Below are 15,739 nucleotides of genomic sequence, written 5' to 3'. Positions count from 1 at the left end.
CGTATGTGAACCTCTATGAGAGGAAACAGCGTAAAGCTCTTCTCATTGTCTCAGCTATCAGCGTGATAACCTGGAGCGTTAGTTCTTTCTCCCCATTTCTCCTGTTCCCGGTCTGGGCGCATAAGTGTCTATATCGTCTCGTATTGTAATAGGAGAAATGATCGTGTATACTCACTTCTATACTCCTGTTTAACCATTTTCTACCCAATTTGGAGACGCATCAATGCTCATCGCACAGAAGCGCGTTCTGCCACAAAGCTCGTATGGCAAAGTCGCAGCCGTGGCCCAGGGGGCTACTCTGCCCTTTTTGCCTGCGTGCGCCTCCATTCTGTGCGGTCCATAACCTCCCTAAACGAACGGTAGACCGCAACTCTCACCAGCGTGTGCAGCAGTGCAACCGGTGCGGGTGTTTGCGTGTTATAGACACTGCTTTGCATCCTCCCTTCCCTCCTACCTGGATGAAGCACATCTTTCTCGGATGCATCCCAGCGGTTGCTCTTGCTGCTTTCTCATGAACATGGAAAGTTAGAGGAACCGATGAAACTTTCTCACGTCTTCCAGTCCCTCAAGGCCCGTCATTCACCAACGCGGGTCACATTGCAGCAGTATGGGACACTCTTCGCGACCTACCTGGGACCGCAGTGGCTCCGGGCCTGCGTTATGGCGCTCTTACTCATCGGCAGTATCGTGTTAGAACTGCTGGGACCGCAGATTATTCGAACATTTATTGATACGCTTCAAAGCGACAGTCGTATGCAGGCGCTCAGCATCATCGCTCTGCTCTACCTTGGTGTTGCCCTGAGCAGCAGGCTGGTCGCAGCTTTCGCCACCTACTTCTCTGAAGATGTCGGTTGGAACGCCACCAACCAGTTGCGCGCCGATCTGACACGACATTGTCTGAACCTGGATCGCTCCTTCCATGCCGCTCACACACCTGGTGAACTGCTGGAACGGGTCGATAGCAATGTGGAAACGTTGGTCACCTTTTTCTCGCAATTTGTTATTCGCATCCTGGGTAGCGGCATCTTGATGCTGGGTATACTGGTGTTGATAGCACGCGAGAATGTCTGGTTTGGCGCGATTCTGGGTGTGTATCTCATTCTGAGCAACATCATCTTTGTCTACGTGCAACGCCGGGCGACCTCTATCTACACATTACACTGGCAGGCGGAGGCCGAGCTGAGCGGCTTCTGGGGTGAGCTGTTTCATGGCCTGGAAGATGTCACGTCGAGTGGCGCGGCCCACTATATGATGCGCCGCTATTTCCACTTGCAACGCCGGGAGAATACGACTGAGATCAAGAGCATTGTCTTCTGGGCAGGCTTTGAATGCACTGGTTTGATTCTGGACGTGATCAGCATGCTGATTGTGCTGATCCTGAGCGCCTCCTTGTTTGTACAGGGTATGATCTCGCTCGGCACGCTCGTCCTGCTTCTGACCTATACCGCTCAATTGCTTGCTCATGCCTTTGATATCGCTGAGCAACTCGGGACGCTGCAACAAGCGAGCGCCAGCATCGAGCGTATCAACGAAATCTACCAGACGCAAAGCGGTGTCCAGGATGGTCCGGGCGTGACCTTTCCTACAGGCGCGTTGGCTCTCACCTTCCAGAATGTCTCCTTCTCCTACGAGGCCGCGCAAACTGTGCTGCATACCATTTCTTTCCAACTGGCAGCAGGCGAAGTGGTGGGACTGATCGGACGCACTGGCAGCGGCAAAACAACACTCATGCGTTTGCTCACGCGCTTTTACGATCCCACATCTGGATCTGTATGCCTGGGCGGGCAGGATCTTCGCCAGGCGCGCCTGGACGATCTGCGCGCACGCATTGGGCTGGTGACGCAAGAAGTGCAGCTCTTTCAGGGCACGTTGCGCGACAATGTGACCTTTTTTGCGGACACGATCCCTGACCAGCGCATCCTGGAGGCAATAGAGCAATTGGGAATGAGCACGTGGTACGAGCGCTTACCACAAGGTCTGGATACAGAACTGAGCAGTGATGGCGGCGGGCTGTCTGCGGGCGAGGCCCAACTGCTGGCGTGTATTCGGGTCTTTCTGCAACAACCACAATTGCTGCTTCTGGATGAGGCCACCTCGCGCCTGGATCCCGCGACCGAGAAGATCCTCACCCAGGCCACACGGCGCCTCATGGCCGGGCGCACGACGCTTGTCATCGCCCACCGCCTCAGTACAGTCGAGAGCGTGGATCACATCATGGTGCTCGAAGATGGGCGCGTCCTGGAGTGCAACACGCGGGCAGCGCTTGCCTGCGACCCGACATCTCACTACAACCACTTGTTAAGAATGATGAACGCGGAGGACATGTTGGCATGAAAACGCACGCTTTTGTTTGGCGACTTCTCTGCTTCACGCGCAAAAATTACCTCTGGACGGTGTTGCTCCAACTGCCGCGCCGACTCCTGCCACTGGCACCAGCACTGCTGGTACAACAGATTATTGATCACCTGACGCAGCATAGGCAGCTCGACGTCACTATCTGGGGCTTGCTTGGCTTGATGCTGGGCTATCTGCTGGCACGGGTGACCGTGCTGATGGCGGTCCAGCTCACCGAGCGCCTCCCCATGTTCAAAACGGAGACGCTTTTGCGTACGAATCTGCTGGAACATCTGCTGAGCCAGCCGGGAGCCGCCGCCTTGCCTCGTGATAGCGGCGATATGATCAACCGTTTTCAGAAGGATTGTAGAAGCCCTGGCATTTTTCTGATAATGTGCGCCTTTGTCTTTGGCATGAGCATTGAGACGCTGGTTGCGCTGTTCATTATGGCGCGTATCAATATACAGATCACAGTTATCACCGTTCTCCCATTGCTGCTCGGAAATATCATCGTCAATACGCTGGGCAAACGCGTTGAAGACTACCGACGCAAGAGCAGCGAGGCGTTCAGCGCAGTCAGCAGCTACCTCGTCGAAATGTTTGGCGTGGTCCAGGCCATTCAGGTGGCCAGTGCGGCTCCCAATATCATCAGGCGCTTTCATACCCTGAATGAGCAGCGCCGCGTGGCCTCGTTACGCGAGAATCTTTTTAGCAATGTGGTCCTCGGCGTGTTCGGCACAGGCATTGCAGGCATCAGTACGGGCCTGATCCTGCTGCTGGCTGGCAGTTCCTTGCGAACCGGCCATTTTACCATCGGCGATCTCACCTTGTTTATGGCTTATATGGGGGACACGATTAGCCGCTTCAGTGATGAGGTGATTGGACAGATGACCAGATACCGCCAGCTTGCAGTGGCACAGGAGCGTTTAACCGAACTCATGCCCGGAGCCACGCCGGCCACGCTTGTTACTCCTGGATCATGCTACCAGCAGGCGGCAACGTTCGATACACCAATGAGGATGCCCCAGATCGTAGAGCGTTTAGAACAACTGGAGGTCCACAATCTAAGCTATGCCTATCCGGGTACTGAGCGGGGAATCAGGAACATTGATCTACGTTTGGAGCGTGGTCAGTTTATGGTGATTACCGGGCGCATCGGTTCCGGCAAAACGACGCTGTTGCGGGTACTGCTCGGCTTGTTAGCGATGCAGGAGGGTGAAATCTGCTGGAATGGTGCTATGGTGGACGATCCAACGGTGTTCTTTCTACCACCACACAGCGCCTATACTAGGCAAACGCCTACCTTGCTCAGCACGACGTTGCGCGAGAACATCACCCTCGGCCTGCCGCTCAACGAGAGCCAGGTCCAGCAGGCAATCCATACGGCGGTGATGGAACGGGACGTGGAGACGCTGGTCGATGGCCTGGAGACGGTGATCGGTCCCAAGGGCATCAAGCTCTCTGGTGGGCAAGTTCAACGCACGGCCGCGGCTCGCATGTTTGCGCGTCCATCTGAGTTGTTGGTGTTTGACGATCTGTCCAGCGCCCTCGATGTCGAAACAGAACGGCAGCTCTGGCAACGTATCTGCGCGGACGAGCAGCGCACCTGCCTGGTAGTTTCCCACCGCGAAGCAGCGCTACGCCGCGCAGATCATATTCTCGTCCTGAAGGATGGGTATGTAGAGGCTGAGGGCACGCTGGCTGAATTGCTGGCAACATGCGAGGAGATGCAGCGTTTATGGGTGGGTGAAATCTAGCGCAAGGAGGCAAAAAGGTTGGTGGGATGCGTAGACCACGCATCCCACCAAGGTTCCAATTCCCGTTGCAAAAATATGACGAGGTGACGCAGTATCTTCTTCGGTTATACAAGGAGGCTGCCTTTGGACGGCAGCCCCTTTCGCTTAACAAAAGGATTCTCCATCAAGCTGCTATCGTTCAACTTGTGGGTACACCATGGCGATTCCATGCAGGTAGGTAAGTGCAATCCCCTCGGAACCGTGACCTTCACCGGCATAGATTTCGCTGCTCACCGTCAAACCAGGATAGTTGCCCTGCTCTAAGAAGGTAACAAATCGCCGAAAGTTCGGAATGTCATCCTCCTCCAACTCGCCTACGGAAAGGTAAAGCTGAATCGGATTGCTGCCATTGTGGGCAGCCAACTGCGTATCGTGATGAATCCAATAATCGTAGGTGGATTTCAGAATCGCGCTGCCGGAGATATAGCGCTGAAAGGCATCCGGCTGACGGAACAACGTATAGAGCACAAAGAAGCCACCCGACGAATAGCCTTGCAGGCAGCGATCCGAGGGAATGGTGCGATAGTTTGCATTAATAAAAGGGATCATCTCCTGCGTAAGGGCATCTAAAAAGAGGTGCGACACACTCTCGCTAGAGGCGCCGGGCACTCCGGGAATATCGAAATCAAGGTCTCGTAACGCAGCGAATTCATCAGAGGTTTCCATGTCATAGCCAATGCCGACAATGATAAGCTCAGGTACTTTCCTGAACCAATTGCTAAAGCGCGTCAACCCAGCCGCCACACCAAAGTTATAATCACCGTCTAACACATAAATCACGGGATACGCCTGTGTAGATGTCTTGTAGCTGTCCGGAAGAGCGACGGACAAGTGATATTCCCGACCACGGATAGTAGAGAAGAGCGTTCGCTCCTCTGTGCCAAACAAGGCTGCCCGTGGATACTGTTCACTCATATATGCCTCCTTAGGTTTATCATGCCACCGAGATTCTGTTGGTCCTGGCTCCTTTGATATGCCCGCAGGAGCTATGCCAGAGTTCTCAGCAAAAACTGTTGGCAAAAGATAGCCTCAGTTGCTCTGAGGTCACGAGAGACGACCCATTTCGGCTGGCTCCGCCACGCCGTGTTTCTCTGCATCCCATTCAGGATGATCGTCATCCCAGGAACGCATAGCCTCATACACTTGGCGACCATAGATACTGCCAGAGCATACATGGATGTTTCCTTCTCCTAATCTTACCCGTTCCCTTCGAAAAAAACTTCTCCGATCTTGCTCTTCTCTTCCTACAGTCAACACATTTTTTTGATCCCAGCTTCGACACTCCCCAGGAGTGATGTGGCACAGAGAACAATCCCCAAACGGAAGCGCTTGACCAAAAAGTACATGGTCTGTTCAGAGGTTCTCCACCGGCACTCAGTTGTTAAGCGAAGCGTCTCAAACGTACTACAAAACAGTTGAGGCGCTTTGCTTTTTGTGCTTTACTCCGATTTACGACAAATCTCACAAAAATCCCTTATTTCTTCCTCACGCTCTTTTACCAGGTCGCCGAGGTATGTGGGTCTCGCTCAATTACCTTCCCTTTGCAGTGTTTTCAGCGCGGGGGCAGTTTGTGATGGTCGCTCGTCGCCAGTTGGGATTGGCAAGCCAGTCTGAATACGTTCGACAAACGTGTCAAGGGAGTGCGCGAGGCTGATCGGTTCCTTAAATGGGAGTTGATGGGTGCCGTCCAACCACTGGAGAGACAACTCTGGGTGTAGATGCGCGAGTTGTTCTCCCCCGCCCGCCACAGTGCATTGTTTCGCTCAGCGCGCGCTCCCTTTTCCCCGGCTGTTTTCGCTGCAAGAACCAGCTCAACTGGACAGTCGAGCTTTTCATAGGCCGAAAGAAGCTGCTCGCGGCGTCTATTGAGCTCAATGGTGAGGGTTGCATACTCGTCAGGCGTGAGGCGATAGCCCATACCAACCAGGTACATGAGCAAAGGTCCAATGCGCATCGTTGGCGTATTGAGTCGGCGTCTGACATCATCAGGATCGCTGACAAGATTGACCGGTAACGCACCGTCAATGAGAAACAATCCTGCTACCCTTCCTGGATGGCTCGATGCATACCAGACAGCCAGATCTGCCCCCAGAGACCAGCCGACCAGAATCGGTCGATCGGAAGCAACCTTGTCCATCATGACCTCGGCATCCGTCAGGAAGCTCTCCAGGGAGGTGCTGTGCGAGGTGGTAGTTTTCCCATGGTTGCGGAAATCGAAGGTTACGAGCCGATATTGCCCTCTGAGCTCGCCAATGATGCGCTTCCAGGACACTTGTGTGGCTCCACCACCGTTGAAGAATAGGAGCGTTTGCCCCTGCCCGGTCTCGCTGACTGCGAGTTGCACATCTCCATTGGCGACCTTGTAGTGTTTTACCTCTGTTCTTGACATTCTATCTCTATCTTTCTATCTCTCAAATAAACCCTGAAACAGGGCTTGCAACCCAAAGTCAAACTCCTGGTCAGCATGCCACTGTACAAGCTCTGGCAAGAGCGTGTGAAGCCTGGGGTAGTGATCTGCTGGGAAGTGTTGCCAGACCGTCGGACCGTTTGGCCCTGGTTCCAGGCCCGCAACTGCTTGCGTGCCGGTGCCGAGCAGGGTATGTCCAACAATAAAACCGACGAGGCATTGAAGCGCATAGATGGACTGAATACCAGTAATCTGTGCCCGGTGGAGTGTTTCAAGAAGATGATCTAACATGGTAAGAGAGGCCGATGTGCGCAGAGGACTGGTAGCCACGAGCGGAAGCACACGCGGATGAGCGCGGAGGACGTCCCGAAAGGCATGAGCAAAGGCCCACAATTCCTCACGTGGCGTTGCATTGGGGGGCAGAGGCAACGGTGCCTGGCTGATGAGTAGTTCGATTACCCCATCAAATAGGGCTCGCTTACTCTCCACATGGTTGTAGAGCGACATCGCCTCGACACCAAGCGAAGCTCCAAGCTTGCGCATACTAAAGCCTTCTAGACCCTCTTGATCGATCAAGTGCAGGGCCGCTTCCAACACCCGTTGCCGGGTGAGCGGCTCACCAGATTTTGCCATCCTTCTTCCTCTGTCCTATACTTACGTTGTAAGCTTAGGACAGAGGAAGAAGGATGTCAAGAGAGTTCTTTTCATAAAGAAAAGAGCTCGTTGCGCAATTCGTGGGCGGAACCAAATTATGAGTCAAACGACAATGATTCGTTTCGTAAGACTGATTTTCATGCAGCCGATGATAATAGTAAGTCTCCTTCCTGCGGCATCTACGTTAGTCTCGTGCTGCATACCAATCCAACACTCGTAAGGCACGGAGGGTGTTCCAACGGCTTGGCTGGCCTTCGCCTTCGTCCGTCTCGACCAGCATCTTGCCGGGGTAGCGGGTCTCGAGCGGCCACAGGCCCTCGCTGTCGCGCTTCGACACAACCAGATCGATCGCCTCGGCTACGCGCTCGTCGGGCGCGACTCCAGCGCGACGCAGGTATTCAAGCCCCCGCAGCACGTCGTAGTGCCACCAGGTCGGGAAGGCGAAGCGGGTCCACGCGGCGTCGCTCATACGATCTCGCTCGATCACCTCGCCGGTCGACCGTCGGTGGAAGAGGCGGCGCTCGAGGAGGTACTCCTGCCCACGAAGGCGGGCCGCGGTCAGCAGCGGGTTGCCCCCATTCGCCTGTTCGTATTCGAGCAGGGCCTCAAGCACACAGATCGTGGTATTGAACGACGACCGCATCGAACCATTGGGTGCCTCGCAGTTCCAACCGCCGTCGACTAGCTGTTCGCTAAGTAGCCGGTCGACGATGCTCCGAACGTCCTGGCCGAAGTAGGCACCGCTCGCCGCTACCTGCCCGTTGATGCAGGGTTCAACCTCGCCGGCGAAGAAGGGATTGTCGTCCGCTTCCTGCGGACCACATCCTTTCCATGTCACGTGATCGCGGACGAGGCCCACGGCGCGCCGTGCCTCGGAGCTTTCGGGATCGAGACCCATCTCTCGCAGCAGCGATAGGACGTGCATGGTAGAATCCCATCCGCGGTTCCACGCCGCGCCGCCCCACCGTCCGTCTGGCGCCTGGAGGGAGAGCAGTCGGGCGCCCACGCCCTCGGTCGCAACCCTTGTACGCTCGGTCGCGACCTCCTCATCGGATGCATCGGTCAAGTCTTGCATCGCCTGCCAACGGATCGAAGGATCAGAATCAAGCAGCCAACGTATGGCCGAACTCGTTGGCTGCAAAGCTTGCCGTTTGGGTAAATGTGTCGACATCTGCTGGTGTTCCTTCCTTTGGTGAAAAAGACACTGATAGTGAACTCACTTGCATGAAACCAATTTTGTCTCGCTGTAGCCATCTGGCATCCGCCCAGGTTCGATGAAGCGGGGCTTGGGTAAACCACTTACGCCTCCGTAAACTCAGTTACTTCTTTTCTCGACAGCTTATCACTAAAATCGGTGATAATCTGCCCTAATATCAAGCGTTCCTGCCCAAACCCCAAAAGATAACGAATTTCCATTTGCGCTCGGATTTCTTTCGCTGGAATTTACGCTTGTGGGAATGTCGCTTGCCGCATGTGCCGAGAGAGAAACAGAAATCCGGTGATCAGAAGCAGGCCACTCCACACAATGCCTACGGTCGGCAAAATGCCCAGATGCTCCAGGCTCAGCCCGAGTGCGGAGGAGCCGATGGTGAGGACGCTGAACAAGAGCAGGCGATAGATGCTATTGACGCGGCCTTGCAGGGCATCTGGGACGACAGCGAAGCGATAACTATCCATGAAGATCGCACGGATCGAGTCAGAGAGAGCGATGGCAGCGTATAAGGCTCCCAACAGCAGTGGCGTCGTAATGAAGCCATAGAGAGGGAAGAGCACCACGAACACGATCAGGGCACAGCGAAGCGTGAGATCCATGCGTATGCGCCGAAGCAGCAGCGGGCAGAGTGCCGCGCCGAGCAGGTTCCCGACGCCGCCACATGCTCCGATCAGACCGTAGAGCACGGACGGGATATGCTGCTGTTGTACAATGGCCAGGACGAGAAGCACGCCGGCTGTTATAGCAAGGTTGACATAGCTGGAAATCAGGAAGATCGAGCGCACGATCTCATGCCCCCACAGCCAGGTGAGTCCCTCGCGCACTTCTAAGAGCAGGTGGTGACGCTCCGTCCTCCGTTCATCTTGCATGGGCGAGCGGATCGAGAGCAATGAGCTGAGCAAGATCAGAGAGGAAAGCGCGTCTGTGACGAACGGGAGCAGCCTGCTGATGCTAAAGAGCAAGCTGCCCAGGGCGGGTCCAACAAGCGCGCTCGAGCCAACGATCACCTCGTTCTGTGCGATTGCTGTGGGGAGCTGGCTCTTTGGCACGATCCATGTTAGTGCTGCAAATCCAGCCAGCTCATAGAAAAGCGAAGTGGCTCCCACGCCAAAGGCAATGGCGTAGAGGAGAAGCAGCCGCAGTGGTCCGCTGGTCAGGAACAGCACCAGGGGAATGCTCGCCACGCACATCATCAAGCAGAAGGTAGAGAGCAGCATCACGCGTTTGCGCGGCCAGCGATCCACCAGCGATCCGGCGGGGAGGCTCAGGAGGACGTAGGGAAGCTGGCCCAGGCTATACGCCAGCCCGGCAGCAGCGATCGAATGCGTCAGTCCCACGATGAGCAGTGGAAACGCGAACTGCGTGCATGAAGTACCGAGCGAGGAAACAGCATTGCCGAACCAGAGCAAAAGATAATCACGATTGCGCCAAAGGGAAACGGGCTGTTGAGGAGTGACTTTTGTGTCCATACATTCTGGTCGCTTTCTCTATGGTAAATAGACTCAATCTTCCGGTGGTTGAAGCTAGTAATGACCATGAAACATCCTTTCGTTCGACGTATTTCTGCGAGAAAGGAAGAAAGCAAAAGGAGCCCGGAAACACAGGAGGGGTTCAATCAATACGGGGCTGAGATACATCTCAGAATGAAGGCAACGCATATCCTCGCACCAACGCGATCAGCGCTGCGCGTGAGGAGGTCGCTATTCACAAATAGCCACGTAAGCCGAAAGTGCCGGGCTTATGTGGTCAAAAGCGGTTTCACACCGCCTGAGGGGAATAGATATCTTTTACTCATCATCCGGATAATAGCATGGAGACGGCATTGGTGTCAATGGATACCAGTCCCCTCAATGCCCCGGTCTCCAGGTCTGAAAAAAGTACGATGTGAGGAGATCACACTTATAGCAATGAAAAACACTGATAGTTACTATAGTTGAAAAACAGGCATCTTGTAAGATTGTACCAAAAAGTGATAGACTTACCTCATGGGAACAAAAAAACAATCACCTGATATTTTCCGCTCCGACTGCTTGTCGCGGCAAACCCTCCGATTGATTGCTGATGAGTGGACGCCCTTGATTGTCTATGCATTGGAAGAAGGTACGCTGCGGTTCAGCCAGCTACTCAAACGTATCGATGGTATTTCGACTAAGATGCTCACGCAGACATTGCGGGCAATGGAACGCAATGGCCTGATCCAGCGTGTCGTCCATCCCGCCGTGCCTCCAGTCGTCGAATATTCTCTCACGCCGCTGGGACAAACACTGGTTGAACCCGTGCACATACTTCAGAACTGGGCATACGAACATTTGCAAGAGGTCTCCCAGGCCCGTATAGCCTATGATCAGAGTGATCATTCACCGATCCAGGAAGAAACCGCTAGCCGTGTTCAACAGCGATAGCGCTAAGAGTTTGAAAAAACCGCATACAGGTTTGTACGGCACTGTTATTTGCCAGTGACCCAAAGTTCAAACGATAGTGGAAAGGAAACTCCCGATGGATGGAAACCAGCAAGAGATTGACCCTCGTGTTACCCTCTGGCGCACCATTATTCAAGGTGATCAGAAAAGTTGGGTCCTGTTTGAGCATAATACCTGTTTGATCTTAATGGAGCCAGAAACAGATATGGCCGCACAAGCTCATCAGATCATGTCCAAATGGGGACCTGTCGTTGCAGGAACTCCAGCTGGCGACTTTGACATCATTTCCCTCCCAAACTCGCCTGGTGGCTGGATTGTCACTGGACATCATCCCGATATGCTCAACTACGTCTCCCCTGAGGACCTCACCAATCCAAACTCTCCTGATTTCATGATTGGGCTACTCGGTAGAGGAAATCGTGACCAGGACGCCCACTCCTTGAGGATTGTACATATAGAAGACAAACGCCTCACAAATGGTTAAGATGAAATACTACACCAACGTCGCGCGCAATGGAAAGTAAACAGAAGATAGGCTTCCCATTGCGCAGATTGCTTGACCTTTATAATACACCTTCATAAATTGAACTTAACGGCAGTTCTAAGTCCAACTGGTCCAGTTCAATCATTTGATCTTCCTGGAAACGCTCTTGTACCCAACCAGTTGCTCTGCGGTACATCTCAACATGCTTTTCATCCTGGCTGACAAGTATATAAACTTCCAGTGTGGGAGAGTGTTGATAGCGAGCAAACTTCTCGACTCGATCATAGGCCTCAGTACTGGGGGAAAGAACTTCGATCGCAATCAGTGGGGAACGGATTTTGAAGGGTCGCATGCGTTTTTCTTTATCTCGATCACCAACATCACAGGTGACAACAACGTCAGGCACCACTGATGGCTGGCCTGGAATAAACACGTACTGCTCTCGATAGACACGACACGGCCCACTTCTTCCCAGTTGCTCTTTCAGCAGGTATTCAAGGTTTGAGCTAATATCAGCATGTTCTGGAGAAGATCCAGTCATATCATACATAACCCCAGCAATAAATTCATACCGATACGGACCTTCAAGGCTGATCAGCTGCTCAAAACCTTCTTCCGTCACAGGAATACCATGAAGAGAACTACTTCCATTTTCATGTTGGGGATTTATCGCCACCACCATAGCTCCTTTCCATTCTCGCCATCTATCGCAACACCCAAAGTATACCATAGTGATCAATATGCCCCGCTCTTATCTGCAGTCGATGAGCTGAAAATCTCTCTCCAGGTTCAATAACGAGAGGCGCATAAATTATTTTTTAAAGCTTCAAATGTTATCTTTTCACCTGCCTGATCCCTCTTTAGATATATATTGAATCAAAAATATCATCAATCAAATACTACATATAAGTTATGATCTATCCTCTAAATCTAATGATACGATACCAGCGATGATGAGTTTTTGATATTTTTCCATATTGATGCGTTTATATTGATAAAAAGATGTCGTCGAGACTTGGAGATGATAGAAATGAATGAGGCTGTCGAAGTACTGTTAAGATTTATAGACCAGAGATATTCTCAACGTAGACATCACGAAGATCAGCGCGCAGCTATAACAGGAGTTGTTTTCGTCGTAGCAGCAGCAATCCAGGGTGCTTTAGCACAGATGGGATTTAATAAAAATGCACTCACGCTAGCATTGACGCTAATCATACTTGGCATATTTGGCATGATTGCGAGCGCAAAACTGAGCCAAAAGTGTGCATGGCATGACCATATGCTAGCCCAACTCTTTCGACAATTAGACGAATTTATTCCCGAACTCAAAGTCCGAGATACGCATAGAACTACACGTGAGGAATATGAAAAAAACCATAAGCTTCTCTTGAAAATTCATGCCCATGATATTTGGGCAGTGGTAAATCTTCTTATTGCACTACTAGGGATAGTTTATACGATTGTTATCGTTTTCAAATAGGCTCTCTCCATCAGAAACCAGTTATTAAGCGAAGCGTCTCAAACGCAGGCTAAAAGCCAGTTGAGACGCCTTTATTTTATGTTTTATTGGAATTTACAGCCGAATCATTGCCAGGCGGTGCTATTCACTGTGAGTGACGAAGAAGTTTCGGGCTCACAGTAACCGTTTTAGTTGGCTAGCCTTACGCTCGTGGCTTTGATGACGCTGCGCTTCGTTTTCTCTCCTTCGGCCAGGATGGTCTGGCCCTCTTGTAGTTCGAGGAGCTTTGCGGGTGGTATGGGCTCCCCGGCGTTGTTGAGTACCTGTGTGCGCTTGTTGATGCGCACCGCGAGAACCTGGACCTCGTCGGTATCTGGCTTTTTGAATTTGCCGGCGACAATGATGGTTGGCTGCTTGCCTTGATGTGCAATACTTCCAATAACTTCTATGTTATAGGCTGGTTTATGCCGACCTGGGGTGTGCTCCTCGCTCTGCGCGTGCGCTGGCTGCGGTTTAGCGAGCGGAAGGTGTTCCTGGGGTACGCTGTTTCCTGGCTGCGCTGTTTTCTCAAACAGTGGGCCAGCATAGGTGCGGGGAACGGCGACGTGCAGCGCCTGTGGTCTGGCATCGAAGTGATAATCGACCAGCATCTGTTCTGGATCGTTGGTTTGCTGCAAGGCACGCTGGTCCGCTTCCAATAGAAGATCTTCGGGTTCGACCGTACTCCCGTCCACCTGGATGTCGATCGAGGCGGGGAGGCGCAGCGAAAAATGGGTGCCGTGGAAATAGGTGGTGATATTTCTGTCTGGCTTGTGCTGCGTAAGTAATGAAACGGCCTGTCCGACCGTCTTTAGCGGTCCGTTAGCGGTAATCAATGTGACATAGAGCAATCCATCATCGGCGCGCGAACCTGGTTCTATGTTGACCGCTCCCGCGAAGAGTGGCACTTTGCTGACATATGCTTCCCAGACATCTCCACGCCAGCGATCGATGACACGGCCCTTGTCGTCTGTCTGCTGCAGTTCCACGGGAAACGGGCGCTGGCTGGGAAGCTCTTTCGCGGCGGCAAGGTCAAAGGCCAGCGGTCCAACACGATACTTTAGCGGTTTGGACATATGCGCCATCATTGTGGCATCCAGGCCAAAGCCAACGTTTAGCAAGAAATAGTGCCTGGTGTCGGTCGATTCCTTTGACTTTTTCGATTTTTTCCCATTGGAAGCTGCTTGCCGGGCGTCTCTGGCATCTTTGATAGGGGTCAGACCGGTTGCCTCAAAATGGCCGAGATCAAGGCTGCGGGGTTCGCTATCCACCAGGGCCAGAGCAGCTTTTACGGGATCTTCCGGCATCTCGATGGCCTTTGCCCATACGTTGAAGGTGCCTCCTGGTATATCTGCAATGGTACCTTTCCCCTGGGCATACATGGTACCCTTGAGCAGGGCATTCAAGGTGCCATCGCCCCCATAGCCAATCACGAGCTCATAGTCCTTTTTGGCGGCCTTCTGTGCCAGTTGCAGCGTCTCGCCCCCATACTCCTTCAGGGCGATCTCGGTTTTCCAGCCCGCAGCGGCTAACACGGTCACGATCTCAGGAACGTGTACCAGATGTTCCCCTGATCTAAGATCAACGATGATACAAGCATTTTTGTTTCCCATGTGTTTCTTTCCCGTTCTACAAAGCAATAACTGATCCTTGAAACGGATACGCGCTAGAAACGTGCTCAGTTTCAAAGGGGCCTACTCGGCAGCACCACCCTACTCAAGCGTGCAGCGAAGCTATAAACAGTAGGTATAAAAATATGATATGCTGAAGAGCAGGGCCATTATATCAGCAAGTAGCAGCATTAAAGGAGCAACTATGGCGCTTCCAGAGTATCTATTCATGAGTAGAGAAGACTATCTGGCACTCCATAATAACAGCCAGGATGCACACTATGAATATCTCGATGGAGAAGTCAGGATGCTTGCGGGTAGAAGTACCTACCATTCTGCGCTTAGTTCAAGACTGGGATCGATCTTGGAACGGGCTTTAGAAAATAGCTCTTGCTGGACTTATAATTCTGATATCCGCCTGGAGTTGTCAGCGTCTTACTATGTCTATCCTGATTTAAGTGTGAGTTGTGAAGACAGCGATCATACACTCGACAATTCCATTCTTCACCCTCGTTGATTCCCTCAGTATATGGATTGAGGTATACCACCCTGAAGATGATGGATGGAAATTGCGCACATATGGACCTGGCGGCACTGCCAGGCTCGAACATCTCAATATTCAGTTCGCCGTTGATACACTTTACCGAGGAATGGATCTCCAGGCAACACGCAGACAGGCGAAACGAAAAAATACCCATAATGATAAATGATGATATAGGAGAAAAAAAATGGTAGCAAATACATTGCTCGTTGATGCGTTCGGACGCATTCAGGAAGTTGTTCATCAGGTACTCAAGGATCTTAGTCAGGAAGATCTGGCTTTCCGTCCGAATGGAACGGCAAACTCGATTGGCTGGCTCGTGTGGCACTTAACTCGCGTACAAGACGACCATATCGCTGACGTAGCGCATACAAAGCAAGTCTGGCACACGGGATGGTCACAGCGCTTCGCATTATCACTGGGAGCCGATGACACGGGCTACGGTCATAGCAGCAATGAAGTTGCCGCGGTAAAGACGAGTGCGGACTTGTTGCTCGGCTACTATGATGCGGTCCATACGGCCACCGTCAACTATCTCCAGAGCCTCAAGGATGAAGACTACGCTAAAGTAGTCGATACGCGCTGGGACCCGCCCGTAACCCTGGAGGCACGGCTAGTCAGTGTGATTACTGACGACCTTCAACATGCCGGACAGGCCGCCTATGTACGGGGATTACTGAGTAATCGCAAGTAACCATCCGGGGCAATAGAGGAGCCTGATCAAGCCTGACGAAATTCACTATAGATGGGGACCGCCTTTCTGCGTAAAGGTGGTCCCTTTT

The 15,739-nt window shown here is 52.6% G+C and carries 14 protein-coding genes; 7 read left to right on the top strand and 7 right to left on the bottom strand.

Going from position 1 to position 15,739, the window contains the following annotated elements:
- The first annotated feature begins 537 nt into the window (after positions 1 to 537).
- Positions 538 to 2,334: an ABC transporter ATP-binding protein gene (locus tag EL633_RS17105; RefSeq protein ID WP_126628348.1), complete on the top strand. Its 1,797-nt coding sequence runs from the start codon at positions 538 to 540 to the stop codon at positions 2,332 to 2,334.
- Positions 2,331 to 4,091, top strand: coding sequence for an ATP-binding cassette domain-containing protein (locus EL633_RS17100; protein ID WP_126628347.1), 1,761 nt, complete (start codon positions 2,331 to 2,333; stop codon positions 4,089 to 4,091). The genes EL633_RS17105 and EL633_RS17100 overlap by 4 nt, the downstream gene beginning before the upstream one ends.
- A gap of 171 nt (positions 4,092 to 4,262) precedes the next feature.
- Here the strand turns inward: EL633_RS17100 and EL633_RS17095 are convergent, their stop codons facing one another.
- From EL633_RS17095 to EL633_RS17070, 5 genes are all read right to left on the bottom strand, one after another.
- On the bottom strand, positions 4,263 to 5,045 hold the full coding sequence (locus tag EL633_RS17095) for an alpha/beta hydrolase (protein ID WP_126628346.1): 783 nt from the start codon (positions 5,043 to 5,045) through the stop codon (positions 4,263 to 4,265).
- 637 nt (positions 5,046 to 5,682) lie between these two features.
- Positions 5,683 to 6,519, bottom strand: a complete 837-nt coding sequence (locus tag EL633_RS17085) for an alpha/beta fold hydrolase (protein WP_126628345.1) — start codon at positions 6,517 to 6,519, stop codon at positions 5,683 to 5,685.
- Between the two features lie 15 nt (positions 6,520 to 6,534).
- Positions 6,535 to 7,170: a TetR/AcrR family transcriptional regulator gene (locus EL633_RS17080; protein WP_126628344.1), complete on the bottom strand. Its 636-nt coding sequence runs from the start codon at positions 7,168 to 7,170 to the stop codon at positions 6,535 to 6,537.
- Positions 7,171 to 7,375: 205 nt separating this feature from the next.
- Complete coding sequence (locus EL633_RS17075; protein WP_126628343.1) at positions 7,376 to 8,362, bottom strand: prenyltransferase/squalene oxidase repeat-containing protein; 987 nt, start codon at positions 8,360 to 8,362, stop codon at positions 7,376 to 7,378.
- A 272-nt stretch (positions 8,363 to 8,634) separates the two neighbouring features.
- A complete protein-coding gene (locus EL633_RS17070) occupies positions 8,635 to 9,873 on the bottom strand; it encodes an MFS transporter (protein ID WP_126628342.1) in 1,239 nt (412 codons plus the stop codon).
- Between the two features lie 516 nt (positions 9,874 to 10,389).
- On the opposite strand from EL633_RS17070, the gene EL633_RS17065 reads away from it, so the two are divergent.
- Positions 10,390 to 10,806: a winged helix-turn-helix transcriptional regulator gene (locus EL633_RS17065; protein WP_126628341.1), complete on the top strand. Its 417-nt coding sequence runs from the start codon at positions 10,390 to 10,392 to the stop codon at positions 10,804 to 10,806.
- A gap of 94 nt (positions 10,807 to 10,900) precedes the next feature.
- Positions 10,901 to 11,308: a hypothetical protein gene (locus tag EL633_RS17060; RefSeq protein ID WP_126628340.1), complete on the top strand. Its 408-nt coding sequence runs from the start codon at positions 10,901 to 10,903 to the stop codon at positions 11,306 to 11,308.
- Positions 11,309 to 11,387: 79 nt separating this feature from the next.
- On the opposite strand, the gene EL633_RS17055 is transcribed toward EL633_RS17060, so the two are convergent.
- The gene (locus EL633_RS17055) at positions 11,388 to 11,984 is read right to left on the bottom strand and encodes a Uma2 family endonuclease (protein WP_161982204.1); all 597 of its coding nucleotides are present in this window, start codon (positions 11,982 to 11,984) and stop codon (positions 11,388 to 11,390) included.
- Positions 11,985 to 12,338: 354 nt separating this feature from the next.
- Between EL633_RS17055 and EL633_RS17050 the strand changes: the two genes are divergently transcribed.
- A complete protein-coding gene (locus EL633_RS17050) occupies positions 12,339 to 12,788 on the top strand; it encodes a hypothetical protein (protein WP_126628338.1) in 450 nt (149 codons plus the stop codon).
- Between the two features lie 167 nt (positions 12,789 to 12,955).
- Here EL633_RS17050 and EL633_RS17045 read toward each other — a convergent pair whose 3' ends face one another.
- Positions 12,956 to 14,419: a diacylglycerol/lipid kinase family protein gene (locus EL633_RS17045; RefSeq protein ID WP_126628337.1), complete on the bottom strand. Its 1,464-nt coding sequence runs from the start codon at positions 14,417 to 14,419 to the stop codon at positions 12,956 to 12,958.
- Between the two features lie 202 nt (positions 14,420 to 14,621).
- On the opposite strand from EL633_RS17045, the gene EL633_RS17040 reads away from it, so the two are divergent.
- Complete coding sequence (locus EL633_RS17040) at positions 14,622 to 14,933, top strand: Uma2 family endonuclease (RefSeq protein ID WP_161982203.1); 312 nt, start codon at positions 14,622 to 14,624, stop codon at positions 14,931 to 14,933.
- A gap of 211 nt (positions 14,934 to 15,144) precedes the next feature.
- Positions 15,145 to 15,651: a mycothiol transferase gene (locus EL633_RS17035; RefSeq protein WP_126628335.1), complete on the top strand. Its 507-nt coding sequence runs from the start codon at positions 15,145 to 15,147 to the stop codon at positions 15,649 to 15,651.
- Positions 15,652 to 15,739: the final 88 nt, after the last annotated feature.

This window comes from Dictyobacter alpinus, from assembly GCF_003967575.1.
GTDB classification, from domain to species: Bacteria; Chloroflexota; Ktedonobacteria; order Ktedonobacterales; family Ktedonobacteraceae; genus Dictyobacter; species Dictyobacter alpinus.
The sequence above is the reverse complement of the archived record's forward strand: the minus strand, read 5'-3'. Positions and strand labels throughout refer to the sequence as shown.